The 17,927-nt window shown below is 72.0% G+C and carries 14 protein-coding genes; 7 read left to right on the top strand and 7 right to left on the bottom strand.

The window, feature by feature from the left end; genetic code table 11:
* The first annotated feature begins 70 nt into the window (after nucleotides 1–70).
* Complete coding sequence (locus AB0N16_RS08940) at nucleotides 71–1,348, top strand: hypothetical protein (RefSeq protein WP_365794610.1); 1,278 nt, start codon at nucleotides 71–73, stop codon at nucleotides 1,346–1,348.
* Nucleotides 1,349–1,525: 177 nt separating this feature from the next.
* Complete coding sequence (locus AB0N16_RS08935) at nucleotides 1,526–2,056, top strand: DoxX family protein (RefSeq protein ID WP_365794608.1); 531 nt, start codon at nucleotides 1,526–1,528, stop codon at nucleotides 2,054–2,056.
* Between the two features lie 22 nt (nucleotides 2,057–2,078).
* On the opposite strand, the gene AB0N16_RS08930 is transcribed toward AB0N16_RS08935, so the two are convergent.
* Together AB0N16_RS08930 and AB0N16_RS08925 are read right to left on the bottom strand one after the other, a co-directional pair.
* The gene (locus AB0N16_RS08930) at nucleotides 2,079–2,288 is read right to left on the bottom strand and encodes a hypothetical protein (protein WP_365794606.1); all 210 of its coding nucleotides are present in this window, start codon (nucleotides 2,286–2,288) and stop codon (nucleotides 2,079–2,081) included.
* Nucleotides 2,275–3,714 carry a PspC domain-containing protein gene (locus tag AB0N16_RS08925; RefSeq protein ID WP_365794604.1) on the bottom strand — a complete coding sequence of 480 codons (1,440 nt, stop codon included), beginning with the start codon at nucleotides 3,712–3,714 and terminating at the stop codon, nucleotides 2,275–2,277. Before AB0N16_RS08925 ends, AB0N16_RS08930 begins: the two co-directional genes overlap by 14 nt.
* A 582-nt stretch (nucleotides 3,715–4,296) precedes the next feature.
* On the opposite strand from AB0N16_RS08925, the gene AB0N16_RS08920 reads away from it, so the two are divergent.
* Complete coding sequence (locus tag AB0N16_RS08920) at nucleotides 4,297–5,589, top strand: PspC domain-containing protein (RefSeq protein ID WP_365794602.1); 1,293 nt, start codon at nucleotides 4,297–4,299, stop codon at nucleotides 5,587–5,589.
* A complete protein-coding gene (locus AB0N16_RS08915) occupies nucleotides 5,586–6,299 on the top strand; it encodes a response regulator transcription factor (RefSeq protein WP_365794600.1) in 714 nt (237 codons plus the stop codon). The genes AB0N16_RS08920 and AB0N16_RS08915 overlap by 4 nt, the downstream gene beginning before the upstream one ends.
* A 46-nt stretch (nucleotides 6,300–6,345) precedes the next feature.
* On the opposite strand, the gene AB0N16_RS08910 is transcribed toward AB0N16_RS08915, so the two are convergent.
* The gene (locus tag AB0N16_RS08910; RefSeq protein ID WP_365794598.1) at nucleotides 6,346–7,404 is read right to left on the bottom strand and encodes an NlpC/P60 family protein; all 1,059 of its coding nucleotides are present in this window, start codon (nucleotides 7,402–7,404) and stop codon (nucleotides 6,346–6,348) included.
* Between the two features lie 472 nt (nucleotides 7,405–7,876).
* Here AB0N16_RS08910 and AB0N16_RS08905 point away from each other — a divergent pair, with 472 nt between their 5' ends.
* Nucleotides 7,877–8,230 (top strand): hypothetical protein, encoded by a 354-nt coding sequence (locus tag AB0N16_RS08905; protein ID WP_365794596.1) that lies wholly within the window; start codon nucleotides 7,877–7,879, stop codon nucleotides 8,228–8,230.
* 149 nt (nucleotides 8,231–8,379) lie between these two features.
* Here AB0N16_RS08905 and AB0N16_RS08900 read toward each other — a convergent pair whose 3' ends face one another.
* The gene (locus AB0N16_RS08900) at nucleotides 8,380–9,546 is read right to left on the bottom strand and encodes an NlpC/P60 family protein (protein WP_365794594.1); all 1,167 of its coding nucleotides are present in this window, start codon (nucleotides 9,544–9,546) and stop codon (nucleotides 8,380–8,382) included.
* A gap of 538 nt (nucleotides 9,547–10,084) precedes the next feature.
* Here AB0N16_RS08900 and pcrA point away from each other — a divergent pair.
* The gene (gene pcrA / locus AB0N16_RS08895; RefSeq protein WP_365794592.1) at nucleotides 10,085–12,571 is read left to right on the top strand and encodes a DNA helicase PcrA; all 2,487 of its coding nucleotides are present in this window, start codon (nucleotides 10,085–10,087) and stop codon (nucleotides 12,569–12,571) included.
* A gap of 150 nt (nucleotides 12,572–12,721) precedes the next feature.
* Here the strand turns inward: pcrA and AB0N16_RS08890 are convergent, their stop codons facing one another.
* Both AB0N16_RS08890 and AB0N16_RS08885 read right to left on the bottom strand, forming a co-directional pair.
* Complete coding sequence (locus AB0N16_RS08890; protein WP_365794590.1) at nucleotides 12,722–14,194, bottom strand: M23 family metallopeptidase; 1,473 nt, start codon at nucleotides 14,192–14,194, stop codon at nucleotides 12,722–12,724.
* A gap of 292 nt (nucleotides 14,195–14,486) precedes the next feature.
* The gene (locus AB0N16_RS08885; RefSeq protein ID WP_365794588.1) at nucleotides 14,487–15,341 is read right to left on the bottom strand and encodes an alpha/beta fold hydrolase; all 855 of its coding nucleotides are present in this window, start codon (nucleotides 15,339–15,341) and stop codon (nucleotides 14,487–14,489) included.
* 316 nt (nucleotides 15,342–15,657) lie between these two features.
* On the opposite strand from AB0N16_RS08885, the gene AB0N16_RS08880 reads away from it, so the two are divergent.
* Entirely contained in the window at nucleotides 15,658–16,074 is a 417-nt protein-coding gene (locus tag AB0N16_RS08880; protein WP_365794586.1) for a cobalamin B12-binding domain-containing protein, read from the top strand.
* 210 nt (nucleotides 16,075–16,284) lie between these two features.
* On the opposite strand, the gene AB0N16_RS08875 is transcribed toward AB0N16_RS08880, so the two are convergent.
* A complete protein-coding gene (locus AB0N16_RS08875; RefSeq protein WP_365794584.1) occupies nucleotides 16,285–17,877 on the bottom strand; it encodes a DUF5691 domain-containing protein in 1,593 nt (530 codons plus the stop codon).
* Nucleotides 17,878–17,927: the final 50 nt, after the last annotated feature.

Genomic DNA, 17,927 nt, shown 5'->3' with positions numbered 1-17,927 from the left:
ACGGCGTCGTCCGGCCCCGGGGAGGGCCCTGCGCGTCGTGCCCCGGGCGTGGGGAAGGCGGGCGTCGGGCGTGGCGGTGCAGGAGGCGAGGCAGGGTGCCGGTTCGGGTGTCCACGGGGGCGGGTGCGCGTGCGGGGACTGTCCGCACGGGGCACGCGAGGGGCACCGGCGGGCGGTCGCCGAATTCCTCGTCAAACGCGAGGAGTTCGCGGCCGGACAGGGGCTGCCCGCGGCGGTGGCCCACTCCGCCTCCGCCTCCCGCCAGTGGGTCTCCGAGGAACTCTCCCAGTCCGCCGAGGTGGTCGCCGAACGCGGCCGGGCCGAGGGCGAGGCCTGGCTGGCCCGGCTCTGGCTGCGCACCGCGTGCACGGTCTGGGCGGCCGTCGTGATCATGCTGCTCGCCCAGTCCCTGACCGCGATCGGCGCCGGCTGGACCAGCGCCCGCACCGCCGGACTGGTCGCCGCCGTGGCCGTGGCCCTCACGCTGACCGCCGCCTCCTGGTTCCACCGCTCGCGCGGCGGAGTGCTCGCCCCCGTGATCGGCGAGGACAACCGCATGTCCACCTCCCGCACCGTGGCCGCCTCCTGGGTCCTCTTCGTCGCCTACGCCGTACTCGTCCTGGCCTGCCGTCTGGCCGTCGCCTCCTCTCCCGCCGACCGGGACGCCCTCATCTCAGGCCTCGATCTCGCCCGCGGCGCCGGTGTGGTGACCGTCCTGGCCGTGGTCTGCGGCATCGCCGTCCTGGTGCGCCGGGTGGTCGGCCTGCGCATCCTTGGCCAGCGCCTGCAGAAGGTGCGCGCGCACCGCCCCCGCGCGGCCGACCTGCTCACCGACGACTCCGGCCGGGGCACCTTCGCCGACATCCAGTACGTCGTGATCAGCGCCGTCGCCCTCGTCTTCGCCGCCGTACGCCTCGCCCGCCGCCCCGACCAGCTCCCGGACCTCCCCTGGGGCCTCGCGACGGTGGTCCTGATCTCCGCCGCGACCTACCTCGCCGGCAAGTACGCCGAGGGCGGCCGTCCGGTCATCCTCTCCGTCGTCCGCGCCCGCGAGGCCGGTGACCTGGACGCGCCCATCCGTACGGGCGACGATATCGAGATCCGCGGCACCGGCTTCGTGCCGCCCGGCGCCCAGACCGCCGACCGCCTCTCCCGCATGGTCGTCCGCGTCGGCGCGGTCAACGTCCACGTGCCCCTGGTCCCCGTCACCGGCGGCTTCAGCAACCCCACGGACAGCGTCCTCACCGTCCCCGTGCCCGCCGAGGTGGAACCCGGCTGCGTCGAGATCCAGGTGGTGACAGCGGCCGGGGCGGCCACGAACCGGTGTGTGGTGGAGGTGACGGAGTAAGGGGCGCCGGAGAGGAGGTCAGCGGGCGGGCGGGCCGGGGAGGCGGCCCGCGGGCGGGTGACGGAGACCGACCGAAATTCGTAAAAATATCCGGAGGAGGATTGAGCGGGTCGTCCTTGTCGTACGTATGGTCTGTTGAGGGGCTCTGGGTACAGCGGCGAGAGGCGGCTAGTGACGATGACTCACGGCATTCGTACGGACACGCACCCCCCGTATCTCGAAGGCGATCGCGGTCTGCGCGACACCGCCACCCGCTATGCCCTCCTTCCCTTGCGGATCTTCCTCGGCGTCACCTTCATCTACGCCGGCCTGGACAAGCTGACCGACAGCGCCTTCCTGAAGTCCGGCGGCTCCGGTTCGATCGGTGACACCATGCGCGCGGTCCGCGACTCCGCCGCGATCCCGGCCCTGGTCGACCTGGCCCTGAAGAACCCCGTCGGCTTCGGCACCGCGATCGCCATCGGCGAACTCGCCGTAGGCCTCGGCACCCTTTTCGGGTTGCTGGCCCGCCTGGCCGCCCTCGGCGGTGCGCTGATCTCGCTCAGCCTCTGGCTGACCATCAGCTGGGCCAACTCCCCGTACTACTACGGCAACGACCTCGCCTACCTGATGGCCTGGCTGCCCCTGGTCCTGGCCGGCGCCCCCTACTTCTCCTTGGACGCGATGCTGCGTGCCCGGCGCCGACACCGGTCCGGGGGCCTGCGCTAGCACCCCGTCGGCTCGTACTCCCCTAGTTCTCCGGTGCGCGGCGGCGCCTGCGTATCGCCCGGGTCAGGGCCGCGGTGACGCCTGCCAGGAAGAGGCCGACCACCATCACGGGGATGACCGCGAACCACTCGGTCGTCCACAGGCCCCCCGCGTCACCGGCGTAGGCGATTCCCGCCGCCGTGAGGAAGACGCCCACGATCAGCCGCCCGGGCTGGAACTCATGCCGCAGCACGGCTCACCTCCACCTGTCCCGCGCCGACCTGGAGATCCAGGTCGAGCGCGCCCGTGTTCTTCGCTCCGCCCGTCGGCCGCAGCGTCACGTCCTTGTGCTTGCCCGGCTCCACGTCCACGTCCTTCTTGTCGTCCCCGGGCAACTGGATGTCGCCCACGCCCACGTCGATGCTCATCCGTACGGTCAGGTCCGCCGGCACGACGATCTTCAGCCGGCCCGCCCCCACCTCGGCGGCCGTCGACACCGTCTGTCCCTGGGCGATGCGTATACGGGTCAGGTCGAGCGTGGCGACGCCCGTCCCGAGGTCGTACGTCGACGACACCTCCGCCGCCGTCGCCGGGGTCCAGCTCTCGCGCGTCCAGTGGGTGCTGATGTCCGACGGCAGCGCCGTCGCCGCCGCGAGGAGACCCGCGGTGGCGAGTGCCAGGAACAGCGATCCGGCCCCCGTGCGTCCCAGGAACGAGCTGACCGCCGTACCCAGGCCGAACACGATCAGCGCGCCGGCCAGACCGGCCTGGAGGCTGGTGCCCAGCGGATGCGTGTCCCAGGTCAGGCCTGTGCCCAGGCCGCCCGCCAGCAGGGCGAACAGGAAGATCCAGCCGCCGATCCAGCGCGGTCCGCGCGGTCTTGGGGGCGCGCTCTGCCGGGCACGTGTGTCCTGGCCGTGGACCCACGGGGTGCTCAGCCGGAAGTCGAGTCCCGGGACGTCCCGGCCGCGGGCGTCGCCGGGGCCCCACAGGTAGCCGGTGCCTCCGACGTGCGTGCCGTCCTTGACGATCGGGTCGCGCCACCACGACGGGTAGGTGATCGAGACCGGCGGTGCCTGGGCCTCGGGAGGGGCGTCGGCCACCGCCTGCGCCGCCAGCGGGTCGGGGTCCGGGGCGTCCCGCCGCCGCGACCAGTACCCGGCGCCCGCCAGCAGAACGGACAGGACGACGGCGAACGCCAGCACCCCGCCGTTCCTGATCATCGTCAGCAGCACTCCGCAGCCGACCAGCGCGAACAGCACGGCCGCCAGGGCCTGCCCGTCGACCCGGCCGGTCAGCAGCTTGCGGACCTCGTTCTCCTCCTCGTCCTCGTAGGGCACGAAGAGCCAGGCGAAGCCGTAGAAGAGGAGACCGATGCCGCCGGTCGCGGCCAGCACGGCCAGAGTGATGCGGAAGATCACCGGGTCCAGGTCGGTATGGCGCCCGAGCCCCGCGCACACGCCGGCGATCATCTTGTGCCGGCGGTCGCGCCGGAACCGGGGGAGTGCCTCGGCGACCGCTTCCGCGCCCGCGGCGGTGGCGTCGCCCTCCGTCCCGGTGGCGCCCGTCCCGCTCGCCTCCGTCGCGGCGGGCGCGGCATCCGACGGCCCGAGGCCCGGGGCGGGCCGCGGGCCGGGGCCGGGTCCCGGACCCGTCGCGGCGTGCTCGTGATCAGTCATGAGTCAATGGTGACGGCCGAGCCGCCGCAACGGCAGTCGGGATGACCCTGGCCGAACCCTGATATCGGCCCCGAGGCCGGGCCGGGACGCGTTCGAACCGCACGTCGGTGACGGACCCCGGCCGATCGCCGCCGGCGGTTCCGGCACTCGCCGCGGGGAATCCCGGGGACTCGCCGCGGAGAGAGGGGACCTGCGGAGCCGCGGGGAGAGGGGACCTACCGCGGAGCGGCGGAGAGAGGGGACCTACCGCGGAGCGGCGGAGGGAGGGGACCTACCGCGGAGCGGCGGAGGGAGGGGACCTACCGCGGAGCGGCGGAGAGAGAGGGGACCTACCGCGGAGCGCGGGAAACGGGGACCCCGCGGGGGACGGCGCGTGTCCGGGGAGGGCGGGTAGCGGGGTGCCGCGGGAGGAGGGCGTGCGCTGCGGAAGTGGGCGCGTGCCGTGGGACGTGGGCGCCTGTCGTGGGAAGAACGGGCCCGCCGCGGGGAAATCCCAGGATCCGCGCGGAAATCCGAAGATCAGGGGAGTCTCGGGGGCCGACCCTGATGCCCGGGGACTTCCGGCGTGTGAACATCGATGGCATGCCGGAAGCCGCAGCAGCGCCCCTCGACGACCCGCGGCCGCCGCGCAAGCTCTACCGCAGCAGCGACGGCCGTTGGCTCGGTGGGGTGGCGCGGGGCCTCGCCGGGCATCTCGGCCTGCCCGTGGTGTGGGTGCGGCTCGTCTTCGTCGGCCTGTTCATGGCCAACGGCCTCGGCGCACTGCTGTATGCCGCGTTCTGGTTTTTCGTACCCCTCGGCGTCGGCGGCGTCGGCGGCCAGAAGCCGCCCTCGCTGGTCACCACCGAGACCTCGGCGGACGGCCGCCGCAGACTCGTGGCACGCAGACCCGACAGAGGCCAGATCGTCGCGCTGCTCCTCATGGTCGTCGTGTCCATGGTGTTCGTGGGCAGCGTCAACCTCACCAGCGGCGCCAAGGCCTATCTCCTGCCCGCGGTCCTGGTCGCGGCCGGCGTGGCGCTCGTCTGGCGCCAGGCGGACAACGCCCGCCGGGCCCGGTGGGTCGAGGTCGGCAGCCGGCGCCGCACGCTCTCGCTGCTGCGCGCGGGCGTCGGCGTCCTGCTCGTCACCGCGGGCGTCTCGGGCGTCTTCGTCATGCAGGGCTCCGCCGCGCACATCGGGGCGGTGCTCCAGGCCTCGCTCGCCGTGCTCGTCGGCATCACACTGCTCGCCGGGCCGTATCTCGTGCGGATGACCCAGGACCTCTCCGAGGAGCGGCTGATGCGTATCCGCGCCCAGGAGCGCGCCGAGGTCGCCGCCCACGTCCACGACTCCGTGCTGCACACCCTGACCCTGATCCAGCGCAACGCGGAGAACGCGAACGAGGTGCGCCGCCTCGCCCGCGCCCAGGAGCGTGACCTGCGCACCTGGCTCTACAAGCCCGAGGGCAGCGGCAAGGAGGAGTCCGACGAGCCCGCCACCCTCGCGGAGGCGGTCCGGCGAAGCGCCGCGGAGGTCGAGGACAAGCACGGCGTCCCCATCGAGGTCGTGGTGGTCGGCGACTGCGTGCTCGACGAGCGGACGGCCGCGCAGATGCAGGCCGCGCGCGAGGCGATGGTCAACGCCGCCAAGTACGGTGGCGAGGGCGGCGCCGTCCAGGTCTACGCCGAAGTCGAGGGCAGGACGGTCTTCGTGTCCGTCCGTGACCGCGGTCCCGGCTTCGACCTCGACTCGATACCCGCCGACCGCATGGGTGTCAGAGAATCGATCATCGGCCGTATGGAGCGGCACGGCGGCACGGCACGGCTGCGGTCCGTGCCGGGCGGCGGCACGGAGGTCGAGTTGGAGATGGAGAGGGCGGAGAAGACGTCATGAGCGACGCGACCGAGGCGAACGGCCCGGCGGAAGGCACGGAGAAGGCCGGGCGTCGGGTGCGCGTGGTCCTCGTCGACGACCACCGGATGTTCCGTACCGGTGTCCAGGCCGAGATCGGCCAGACCGAGCAGACCGGTGTCGAGGTGGTCGGCGAGGCCGCCGACGTCGACCAGGCGGTCTCGGTGATCACCGCGACCCGGCCCGAGGTGGTCCTCCTCGATGTGCACCTGCCGGGCGGCGGCGGGGTCGAAGTGCTGCGCCGGTGCGCCGCGTTGACGGCGGACGCCGAACGGCCGGTGCGCTTCCTCGCGCTGTCCGTGTCGGACGCCGCCGAGGACGTGATCGGCGTGATCCGCGGCGGCGCCCGCGGCTACGTCACCAAGACGATCACCGGCACCGACCTGGTCGACTCGATCTTCCGGGTGCAGGAGGGCGACGCCGTCTTCTCCCCGCGACTGGCCGGGTTCGTCCTGGACGCCTTCGCCTCCACCGACGCCCCGCCGGTCGACGAGGACCTCGACCGCCTCACCCAGCGCGAACGCGAGGTCCTGCGCCTGATCGCGCGTGGCTACGCCTACAAGGAGATCGCCAAGCAGCTGTTCATCTCCGTCAAGACGGTCGAGTCCCATGTGTCGGCGGTACTGCGGAAGCTGCAGCTGTCCAACCGGCATGAGCTGACCCGCTGGGCGACCGCGCGCCGCCTGGTCTGAGGCGGCGGGGCCGTTCGGATGCCCGCGGAGGCCGGCCCGACGGGGTTCACACGACCCGTGTCGCCCCGGCGAACGGCATCTCGTCGATGGGCGCGATCCGCACCGGGGCCGACGGATTGGGGGCGTGGATCATCTGGCCGTTCCCGATGTAGATGCCGACGTGGCTGATGCCCGAGTAGAAGAACACCAGGTCGCCGGGTTGGAGTTCGGAGCGGGAGACGCGGCGGCCGGCGTTGATCTGGGAGTAGGTGGTGCGGGGGATGGAGACGCCGGCGGAGCGGTAGGCGGCCTGGGCGAGTCCCGAGCAGTCGAAGGCGTCGGGGCCGGTCGCGCCCCAGATGTAGGGGCTGCCGAGCTTGGAGTAGGCGTACGCCACGGCGGCCGCGGCACGGGAGTCGGAGGCCGTGGCACCGCCCGCGGCCAGGGGAGCGCGGCCCTCGGTGGCCGAGCGGGACGCGCGTGAAGAGGCGCCGTCCGCCGTGACCGCCGCCCGCTGCCGGGGCGAGAGCCGGTCCAGCAGCTGCCGGGCCTCGTCGAGCTTGCCGGTGACCGTGGCCTGCTGCTGCTTCAGCTCGGCCTGCCGGGACCGCAGCGAGGCCAGCTCGACGTGCGCCGCGCCGCGCAACTGCTCGATCTCCCGCAGTTGCCGGCGCACCCGCGCCACCGCGCCGGCCTGCGCGGCACCGGCCCGTTCGGCGAGCGCGGCGTTGTCCAGGTAGCGGTCCGGATCGCTGGAGAGCGCCAGCTGCCACGCCGGATCGATACCGCCGTCGCGGTACTGCGCGGCCGCTGCCAGGCCGAGGGCGTCCCGCGCGGAATTGAGCTTCTCCTGCTTGCGGGCGGTCTCGTCCTGGAGCGCCATGAGCCGTCGCTGGGCCGTGTCGGCCTTCTCCTTTGTCCCGTCGTACTTCTCGGTGGCCGCCTCGGCCTCCTGGTACAGCTGGTCCACCTTGGCCTTCACCTGCGCCGGTGTCAGTTGCGGCTCGGCGTGTCCGGTCCCTTCGAAGCCCGTCGCGGTGGCCGCGCCCGCCAGGGCGAGGGTGGCGGCCGTGCGGGCCGTAGTGCCGCTGAGCGAGCGCTGTCGGGGCTTGCGGTGCGCTGCCACCTGGACTGGTCACGTCCTTTCGTACGACCGCCGGGTCGTCCGTACGCACGCCAGGGGGAGCGCGCATACGGGCCGCGGCGGTGCGGATTGCGCGTCCGGCGGCGGCCCGCACAGGGGAGCGGGCCGCCGCCGGACTTTCTCGGCGGTGGTGTCCGACTGCCGCCCCTGGCCCGGGCGGCGGTGGGGAGTCGGTCACCTGGGGGAGGACGCTAGGCCGGAGTGTGTCGGCCTGGTAACGCGATGCACGGAATTGGTGTGACCGGATCGCTACCCGACGGTATGTGACCGGGATTCCGGTCCGGAGCCGTCGGCTTCACGGGGCGGGATGACCGAAGTGGCGGTTCCGGGGCGAGCGGGGCGCGCGGGGTGCTATGGGGTGCATATATGCGATGCCGTGGGGCGGGTGGCGGCGGGCGCCGAGGGAGGGGCCGGTGCCCGGTGCTCCGGGGGACCCTGATTAGGCTCCGGGGCCATGGGCGTACTCATCCATCTCTTCGTCGGCCTGCACATCATCGGCATCGCCGCGCTCCTCGGCGGCTTCCTCACGCAGATGAAGGCGATGGGCCAGGGCGCGGCCCGGTTCGTCCCCGGGATGCTGCACGGCGCGTTCACCATGCTCGCGACGGGTGTGATCCTGGTCGGCCTCAACGAGGCCGACGACCACCACGTCAACACCGTCAAGATCGGCGTGAAGCTCGCGCTGCTGATCGTGATCCTCGGACTCGTCTATGTGAAACGGGACGACGAGAAGGTGGAGAACGGCGCCTTCGGCCTGGTGGGCCTGCTGACCATGGTGAACATCTTCATCGCCGTGCTGTGGACGTGACCCTCGGGAGGCCTTCCCGACGGCGGCGCGGGTGACCGCCACCGCGCCGGCGGCCACCGCCAGCCGGCAGCTGAGAGCGCCCGGCCCTCGCCGGACGCGCTCCGCGTACACGCCATCGCGGCGCGTCCCCCTGGGCGCGCCGGCGCCTCTCAGGCCGGTCGTACCACGCTGTGGATGATCGACTCGCCCCCGTAGTAGATCGACTGCTCCCGGACGTACGCGCCGGGCTTCGGGGCGTGGATCATCATGCCGTTGCCGATGTAGATGCCGACGTGACTGACGTCGTCGTAGAAGAAGACCAGGTCGCCGGGCTGGGCGTCGGCGAGGGCGACGGTGGTGCCGGCGTTCACCTGGTCGTACGTGGTGCGCGGCAGGGAGACGCCGGCGGCCTTCCAGGCGGCCTGGGAGAGGCCGGAGCAGTCGTAGGAGCCGGGGCCGGTGGCGCCCCAGACGTACGGCTTGCCGACCTGCGCGCGGGCGAAGGCGATCGCCTTGGCGGCCTTCGTCCCGTAGGAGGAGTCGGAGGACGACGACGAGGACGACGACGAGGACGAGGAGGAGCCGCTGGAAGTGGACGTCGATGAAGACGACGCCTCCTGCTGCGCGGCCGCCGCCTGCTGCTTCGCGAGTTCCGCCGCCTTGCGTGCCGCCTCGGCCCGCTGCTTCTTCTCGAGTTCCGCCAGCCGCGCCTTCTCCTGGGCCGTGAGCTGCGACAGCAGCTCCCGCGCGGCGGCCAGCTTCGTCTGGACGGTGGTCTTGGCGGTCTTGAGGTCGCCCTGCGTCTCGGTGAGTGTCTCCAGGCTCTCGGCGGCCTCCTGCCGCTTCGCCATGGTCGCGGACCGCTGCGTGGCGTAGTCGTCGACCGCGTCCTTCTGGCGCGAGGTCAGCCGGCTCATCAGTTGCGTCTGGTCGAAGTAGTCCTGGGGACTGTCCGCGAGCAGGAAGGTCGCCGTGTCGGGCGTACTGGCCCCGGTCCGGTACTGGGCCGCGGCGAAGGACCCCAGTTCCTCACGCGCCTTGTTGAGCCGGTCCGTGCGCTCGGCGACGTCGTCGAGCAGGGTGTCGACCTGCCTGCGCTGCTTGCCGGTCCTCTCCTTGGCCGCGTTGTACTTCTCGGTCGCCGACTCCGCCTGCCGGTAGAGGGCGTCGACCTTCTTCTCGACCTCCTCCAGGCTGGGCTTGCCGTCCTCGGAGGGTGCGGCGTTGGCGGTCTGGGAGAGCAGCGCCACGGAGGTGAGGGCGGCGGTGGCCAGGGCGGGCGTGCGTATGCCTGCTACGCGCGTTGCGGACGGACGTGCCTTGCGGTGCGACGCCAACGGGGGCGACTCCTTCCGTGCTCCGCCTACCGAGTTAGCGGTGGGGGTACCCCCAGGCCCTTCGGGCTCTGGCGGAGGATTCGGGCGGGTGGTTCGGAAGGGTTGCCCTACGGTCCGTTCCCCGGTGGGAAGTCGGGACCGATTCACCCCGGGGGTCGGTGTGGGTCCCCGGTTCCGGATGCGCGGCGGCACCCTGGATTCGGCGGAGGCCGTGCGGCCCGGCGACGTTCGCCGGTGGGGGTCGTACGGCCTGCCCGGCACGCTAGCCAACTCGTGTGCTCTGTGTGAAATTTGATGTGCGATATGCCCGATACATTTTCGTGACCTTCGTGTTGCGGCTCGGCCGGATCGGTTGATCGGGGACGGTATGGGGTTACTTGTCCGGTGCGGTCGAGCGGTCCGCGTGCTCGGCTGACGGGCATATCCGTGCTCACGGCGTGTGATCGCTGACCGTGAGGGGCCGATTCTGGCGGGTGACCGGGGTGACTTTCCGGGGTGGGGACCGGTTGTCAGTGGGGCGCCCTAGACTCGGAGAGCGATGAGCAGCCTCTTTGACGACAGCTTCCTGGCGAGCCTCCAGCCCCCGCGCGGCCACGAGGAGGAACCCCCGCCGCCGCCCGAGGACGAGCACGTGCCGGAACCGGTTCCGGACGATTTGTTCGGCGGGCAGTTCGACGTGCCCCCGGACCGGGACGCCTACTACCGCGACGGCGCCGCCCGCCCGGCCCTGGACCCGGCCACGCTCCTGGAGGGGCTGAACGAGAACCAGCGCGCGGCCGTCGTGCACGCCGGCTCCCCGCTGCTGATCGTGGCCGGCGCCGGCTCCGGCAAGACGCGCGTGCTCACCCACCGCATCGCCCACCTGCTCGGCGCGCGCCAGGTGCACCCGGGGCAGATCCTCGCGATCACCTTCACCAACAAGGCCGCGGGCGAGATGAAGGAGCGCGTCGAGCACCTCGTCGGCCCGCGCGCGAACGCGATGTGGGTGATGACCTTCCACAGCGCGTGCGTGCGGATCCTGCGCAGGGAGAGCAAGAAGCTCGGCTTCACCTCCTCCTTCTCGATCTACGACGCCGCCGACTCCAAGCGTCTGATGGCGCTCGTCTGCCGCGACCTGGACCTCGACCCCAAGCGCTTCCCGCCCAAGTCCTTCAGCGCCAAGATCAGCAACCTCAAGAACGAGCTGATCGACGAGGAGGACTTCGCCGCCCAGGCGAGCGACGGTTTCGAGAAGACCCTCGCCCAGGCCTACGCCATGTACCAGTCGCGGCTGCGCGAGGCGAACGCCCTCGACTTCGACGACCTGATCATGACGACGGTCAACCTGCTGCGCGCCTTCCCGGACGTCGCCGAGCACTACCGCCGCCGCTTCCGGCACGTCCTGGTCGACGAGTACCAGGACACCAACCACGCCCAGTACGCCCTCGTGCGCGAGCTGGTCGGCACCGGCGCGCACGCGGAGGACGTACCGCCGGGCGAGCAGGACCTCCCGCCCGCCGAACTGTGCGTGGTGGGCGACGCCGACCAGTCGATCTACGCCTTCCGGGGTGCGACGATCCGCAACATCCTCCAGTTCGAGGAGGACTACCCGAACGCGACGACGATCCTCCTGGAGCAGAACTACCGCTCCACGCAGACGATCCTCTCCGCCGCCAACGCGGTCATCGAGCGCAACGAGTCCCGCCGTCCGAAGAACCTGTGGACCAACGCGGGCGCGGGCGCGCAGATCACCGGCTACGTCGCCGACACCGAGCACGACGAGGCACAGTTCGTCGCCGATGAGATAGACCGTCTGACGGACGCGGGCGAGGCGAAGGCGGGCGATGTCGCCGTCTTCTACCGCACCAACGCGCAGTCCCGTGTCTTCGAGGAGATCTTCATCCGTGTCGGCCTGCCCTACAAGGTCGTCGGCGGTGTCCGCTTCTACGAGCGCAAGGAGGTCCGGGACGTCCTGGCCTACCTCCGAGTCCTCGCCAACCCCGAGGACTCCGTCCCGCTGCGCCGGATCCTCAACGTCCCCAAGCGCGGTATCGGCGACCGCGCGGAGGCGATGATCGACGCCCTCGCCCAGCGCGAGAAGATCAGCTTCCCCCAGGCGCTCAAGCGCGTGGACGAGGCGTACGGCATGGCCGCGCGGTCGACCAACGCGGTCAAGCGGTTCAACACCCTGATGGAGGACCTCCGTACGGTCGTGGAGTCCGGCGCCGGACCGGCCACCGTCCTGGAGGCGATCCTGGAACGCACCGGCTATCTCGCCGAGTTGCAGTCCTCCACCGATCCGCAGGACGAGACCCGGATCGAGAACCTCCAGGAACTCGCCTCCGTGGCGCTGGAGTTCGAGCAGGAGTCGGGGGAGGGCGAGGCGCCGGCCGGGCTGTCCGCCTTCCTGGAGCGGGTGGCGTTGGTCGCCGACTCCGACCAGATCCCCGACGAGGACGAGGACGGCTCCGGCGTCATCACCCTGATGACCCTGCACACCGCCAAGGGCCTCGAATTCCCGGTGGTCTTCCTGACCGGCATGGAGGACGGCGTCTTCCCGCACATGCGCGCGCTCGGCCAGACCAAGGAGCTGGAGGAGGAGCGGCGCCTCGCGTACGTCGGCATCACGCGCGCGCGGGAGCGGCTGTACCTCACGCGGTCGGCGATGCGCAGCGCCTGGGGACAGCCGTCGTACAACCCGCCCTCGCGCTTCCTGGAGGAGATCCCGGCCGGGTATCTGGAGTGGAAGCGGACCGGGGCGATGACACCGGTGTCCTCCGGGCCCGCGTCGGGCGTGGCGGCCTCGCTCTCCTCGACCCGTTCGCGCTCCTCGGCGTCCGGCGCGTCCGGCTTCGCCACCCGGCGGACCTCGGAGAAGCCGGTGGTCTCGCTGGCCGTCGGCGACCGGGTCACCCACGACCAGTTCGGCCTCGGTACGGTCGTCGGGGTGAAGGGCACGGGCGGCAACACGGAGGCGACGATCGACTTCGGCGACACCAAGCCGAAGCGGCTGCTGCTGCGGTACGCGCCGGTGGAGAAGCTGTAACCGCACAGGCGCTGCGAGGACGGAAGGCCGAGCCCCGCCGACACGAGCGGGGCTCACTGATCAGGGCTCACTGATCAGGGCTTGCTGATCGGGGCTTGCTCATCGGGGCTTACTGATCTGGGCTCACTGATCGGGTCGTGTCGACCAGGATCAGGTCGGGTCGAGCCCGTGGCTCCGCAGCCATGGCAGCGGGTCTATGGCGGAGCCGCCCGCCGGCCTGACCTCGAAGTGCAGATGCGGGCCGGTCGAGTTGCCGGAGTTCCCGGAGTACGCGATCGGATCCCCGGCCTTGACGGTCGTACCCGAGGCGACGCGGTACGACGAGAGGTGGCAGTACCAGGTCTCCGTGCCGTCCTTCGCCGTCACGATCATCATGTTGCCGTAGGCGCTGTTCCACTTGGTGGAGACGACGCCGTCGGTCGCGGCCATCACCGTCGTGCCGTAGGAGACGGGGAAGTCGATGCCCGTATGGACGGACATCCAGTTCACGCCGGCCTGGCCGAAATAGGCGCTGAGTCCTCGCTGCGTGACCGGGAGGGCGTACTTGGGGCGCAGCCGCTCCTTGCGGGCCGCCTCCGCCGCCGCCTTCTTCTTCTCGGCCTCCTGCTGGGCCTTGAGGTCGATGCGCTCCTGGGTCCGGCTGGCCCGGTCGGCGAAGTCGTCGGCGCCCGCCGAGAGCGTCCTGAGCTGGGCGTCGAGCTTGCTGTTGGCGGCGGAGGGTTTGACCGACTGCACGTCCGAGGCGGAGGCGGTGGTGTCCTGGCCGTCGCCGCCGGTCAGGGTGCCGACCGAGGCGGCCGCGATCCCGGCCACCCCCATCACACAGGCCGAGGGCACGGCGACGGTCAGTAGTGCGGAGCGCTTGGGGGGCGTACGACGGCGGGAACGCGCCCCCGCGCGGCCGCCGGCGCGTGTCGCGGACGGAGCGGCCGGAGTGAGCTCTTCCTGGTCCTCCAGCAGTGGCGTTACTGCAGGTAGCTCACCGGTCGCGGTCAACTCCCCGGCGTCCGGGGAGTCCTCCGTGAACTCCTGGAGCTCGTCGTAGGGAAGCTGCTCGAACATCTGGGTCGCCGACTGGTCGAAGGGGTCGGCGGGCCGTGACTCGTGCTCGTGCTCCGGCTCCGCGGGCTGCGCCGGGGTGCCGTCGGAGTTCCACTGCGTGGCGTCGTACGTGCCGGTCTCGAAGGTCTGGGTGCCCCATTCCCACTGCTGGGTCACGCCGGCCGTGTTCGACTGGTCGGGCTGGAGCCAGGCGTTCGCGTCCCAGTGGCCGCTGCCGTCGGTGACCGTCCCCTGTGGCGGGACGGTCCAGGCGGTGCTGTCGTAGGCACCGGAGTCGTAGGCCGCGTGGTGCTGAGCCGCGTAGGGGTCGTAGTTCAGCGTCTGGTCGCCGGTCGTCTGCCACTGCGTGGCGTCGTACGCGCCGGTGGCCTGGCCCTCGCCGGGGAGATGGCCGAAGAGCGGGTCGCTGTGGAACGAGGTGCCGGTAGCGGTGTGGTCGCCGTACGCGGTGAAGTCGCCGTACTGGGCTTCCTGGGTGCCGTACGGCGCGTAGTGCGCCTGGTCGGCGTCGGAAGCCGGGGCCGGGGTGGTCAGGGTCCCCGACGGGTGACGGTCGTTCACCAACTTCTCTTTCGCCTCGACAACAGGGGCTGCCAGAGCAGTGCGGCGACTGTACCCGGCGGTATGCGGGCGCGACAATCTTCAGCAGGTTTCGTGGTTTCGGGAAACGGGCATTCGGACGTGTTTCGGGGGACGACGGGCGCGGGTTTGGCCTTGCGTTCGAGGAATGTTCGAGGTTTCGGGGGCCAAGTCGGGGATGGCGGGCAGTCGTTGCCCGCCCGAACCGACCCGAATAACCGACTTGCTCGGATCGCTCGACTTGGTCGGCTCGACCGGTTCATCCGGTTCGTCCTCAGGCCACCGTCAGGCCGTCCGCGATCCGCTCCTCCGTGTGCACCTCGTCGAGGGCCTGCCGTATGCCGGTCGCGACCGCCGGGTGGACGGCCAGGGCGAGGTGACCGATCCCGGTCACCTGCACATTCGTCGCCATGAGGTCCGGATGGTCGATCCGGGCCGTCTCGACCGGCTCCATCAGCGAGTCGAGGTCGCTCCAGAAGCTGACGAACCGGGTACGGCAGCCGGGTGCGGGCCGGGTCAGCTCCTCGATGACCTCCGAGCCCGGGCGCATCTGCCGCACGATCGGGTGCGCGTCCGCGAGCGGCGCGACCCGGGTGCCGGAGTGCGGCGTGCCGAGCGTCACCAGGGTGCGGACGCGGTGGTCGCCGCCGAGCCGCTGCACGTAGTAGCGGGCGATCAGGCCGCCGAGGCTGTGCCCGACGATGTCGACCCGGCGGCTGCCGGTGCGCTGGCAGATCTCCTCTATGTGCCGGCCCAGCAGTCCGGCGGCGGTGCGGATGTCGCAGGTCAGCGGCGAGTAGTTGAGCGACTCGACGCGCTGGCCGCCGTGCTGGGCGAGGGTGCGACGCAGCAGGACGAAGACCGAGCGGTTGTCGATGAACCCGTGCAGCAGCACCACCGGCGGGGCCGTCCGGACCGGCAGTAGGGCCGTGTCGGCACGCTGTGCGGGCTGCGCGGGGGCGTGGCGCTCGGGGGTGAGACCGGTCGGGTAGAGCAGCAGATGCCCGGCCAGGATCGCGGCTTCCAGCGCGGTCGATTTCAGGAGGGCCAGCGACAGGCAGGCGAGTCGCCCGGGAAGAACGCGACGGCAGAGCGGGAGAAAAGGCTCGAGTACCCCGGTGACCTTCATCGGCCGACCTCCTGTCGGCGCGCGGAGGACGGCTCTGTCCCCCGTGTGCCCTCATGGGAGGCCGAGCGGAGGTGGCGCGGGTACGACGACGGGCCGCGTCGCGTGCCCCTGTTGCCCCCGCGGACCACGCTGCGGCTCCCTGACGTGTCCCACTGTGTGTGATTTCCCCCTCGGTAACCTCCGCGAAACTGCCGGTTGCGGGATGCTGGAGATAACGTTCGTTCACTCGAGACGGGTGGCGGAACGCGCCATATGTGCGGTACTTGTCGGTACGCACACATGCTGGCGTGTTCGTTTCAGGGTCATGGAGGCAGTGATGGGTGTGGCAGCCGGTCCGATCCGCGTGGTGGTGGCCAAACCGGGCCTCGACGGCCACGACCGCGGGGCCAAGGTCATCGCGCGGGCGTTGCGTGACGCGGGCATGGAGGTCATCTACACCGGACTCCACCAGACGCCGGAACAAATCGTCGACACGGCCATCCAGGAGGACGCCGACGCGATCGGCCTCTCCATCCTCTCCGGCGCCCACAACACCCTGTTCGCCGCGGTCATCGACCTCCTCAGGCAGCGTGACGCCGAGGACATCCTCGTATTCGGCGGCGGCATCATCCCCGAGGACGACATCGCCCCCCTCAAGGACAAGGGCGTCGCCGCGATCTTCACGCCGGGGGCGACGACGACGTCGATCGTGGAGTGGGTACGGGAGAACGTCCGGCAGTCCACGGAGGCGTAGCCCGCGGGCGCGGCACGGTGGACCGTCCGGGACCGACCCGTCCCGGACGGCCTCGACACAGTCTGCCTCGACCCGGTCTGACCCCGGCGACTGGGTCGGACGGCTGGGATGCGCCCGGGGCCAGGCCGTTCACGCCGCCGGGTGCTCGTGGGCGCAGCCCCTGGGAGGAGCCCCTGGGAGGAGCCAGGGAGTCGTCGCGGCAGCGGACGCTCAGCCGTCGGCCGGCTCCAGTTCCTCCCGCATCACCGCCCGCAGCCGCAACGTCGTCGCGAGCCGCTGGAACGCCTCCGCCCAGTACCCGCCGGCACCCGGTGACGCGTCCTCTCCTTCGTCCGGCACCGCCAGCAAGGCGTCCAGCCGGGCCGCCTCCGCGGGATCCAGACAGCGCTCGGCCAGGCCCATCACCCCGCTGAAACTCCAGGGGTAACTCCCGGCGTCCCGCGCGATGTTGAGGGCGTCCACCACGGCCCGGCCGAGCGGCGCCGACCACGGTACGGCGCAGACACCGAGCAACTGGAACGCCTCCGACAGGCCGTGCGACGCGATGAACCCGGCCACCCACCCGGACCGCTCCGCTCCCTCCAGCGTGCCCAGCAGCTTGGCCCGCTCGGCCAGCGACACCGCGCCCGGACCGCCCGCCTCCGGCGCCGCCGGGACCCCGAGCAGGGCTCGCGCCCACGCGGCGTCCCCCTGCCGTACGGCGGCCCGGCACCAGGCCGCGTGCAACTCGCCCTGCCAGCCGTCCGCCACCGGCAGCGCCACGATCTCCCCGGGCGTACGGCCGCCGAGCCGTGCAGGCCAGGTGGTCAGCGGGGCAGCCTCCACCAACTGCCCCAGCCACCAAGACCGTTCGCCGCGTCCGGTCGGCGGTTTGGCCACCACTCCGTCCCGCTCCATGCCCGGGTCGCACTCCGGGGGTGCCTCCACCGCGATCACCGGGCCGTCCCCCGTGTGATCGACGGCCACACACGCCCCGGCCCGCACCGCCATCCGCCCCGCCAGCGCCGAGCCCGGCAGTGCGGACAGCAGCTCCGCCGCCGTCGTTCTCACGTTACGGCTTCGGTCCGACAGCGCCAGTTCCAGGAACGGCTCGTCTCCGGCGGCCAGTCCCGTGCGCAGCGAGTCGAGGAACATCAGCCGGTCCTCCGCCCGCTCCGTCGCCCAGGTCCCGGCCAGCAGTTCGCGCGCCGCCTCGGGGGTACGGGCCCGCAGCGCCGCCAGCAGCGCGACCCGTTCGGCGAACAACCCCTCCTGCCACAACCGCCCTATCGCCTCCGTGTCTCCGGGGCCGGGCAGGCTCGCGCCGCCGCCCGGGGCCGCGCGCAGGGCGAACCGCCAGTCCTGGTTGAGCCGGGCCAGCCACAGGGCGCGCGATCCGGCGAAGGCCAGGGCGGCGGGCCGCAGGTCGGTACGGCCCCGGGCCGCGTCCAGCAGCGCGGGGAGGGTCTGCGGAGGGGCGGCGAACCCGCGTGCGTTGGCCGCCGCGAGCCACTGGGGCAGCAGTTCCATGAGGTCGGGCGAGGTACCCCGGCGACCGCCGGTCCCGGTGCCGGGGCGGTCGGACAGCAGCATCACCAGCCTGCGCGCCGCCGCGGCCGGCAGCGCGGGGCGCGGGTCCTCGGGAGCCGGTTCGGGACGGTGCGCGGCCCGCGCGGGCCGCAGCCCGGCCCGTCGTCGTACGGTCGCCACGGCCGCCTCGTCCAGCAGGGCCACCGGGGCCTCCCGCCCGGACCCGCCGGTCGTGGGCGGACGCCGGTCCGTGCCCAGCAGAGCGGTGGTGACGAGGTCTTCCCAAGCGGTCACGGGGTTCCCTTTCGGCCAGGCGGTTGGGTTGTGCGAGTTGGTTGGGCTGG

The organism is Streptomyces sp. NPDC051105 (assembly GCF_040682795.1).
Classification (GTDB): domain Bacteria; phylum Actinomycetota; class Actinomycetes; order Streptomycetales; family Streptomycetaceae; genus Streptomyces.
Note: the sequence above shows the minus strand (reverse complement) of the source record. Positions and strands in the feature narration are given on the sequence as shown.

Excerpts from the sequence above, each read along its gene's own strand:
- AB0N16_RS08885 (WP_365794588.1), bottom strand. The coding sequence starts at position 15,341 with ATGAAGGTCACCGGGGTACTCGAGCCTTTTCTCCCGCTCTGCCGTCGC.
- AB0N16_RS08935 (WP_365794608.1), top strand. The coding sequence starts at position 1,526 with ATGACTCACGGCATTCGTACGGACACGCACCCCCCGTATCTCGAAGGC.
- AB0N16_RS08915 (WP_365794600.1), top strand. The coding sequence starts at position 5,586 with ATGAGCGACGCGACCGAGGCGAACGGCCCGGCGGAAGGCACGGAGAAG.
- pcrA (WP_365794592.1), top strand. The coding sequence starts at position 10,085 with ATGAGCAGCCTCTTTGACGACAGCTTCCTGGCGAGCCTCCAGCCCCCG.
- AB0N16_RS08905 (WP_365794596.1), top strand. The coding sequence starts at position 7,877 with ATGGGCGTACTCATCCATCTCTTCGTCGGCCTGCACATCATCGGCATC.
- AB0N16_RS08880 (WP_365794586.1), top strand. The coding sequence starts at position 15,658 with ATGGGTGTGGCAGCCGGTCCGATCCGCGTGGTGGTGGCCAAACCGGGC.
- AB0N16_RS08920 (WP_365794602.1), top strand. The coding sequence starts at position 4,297 with ATGCCGGAAGCCGCAGCAGCGCCCCTCGACGACCCGCGGCCGCCGCGC.
- AB0N16_RS08925 (WP_365794604.1), bottom strand. The coding sequence starts at position 3,714 with ATGACTGATCACGAGCACGCCGCGACGGGTCCGGGACCCGGCCCCGGC.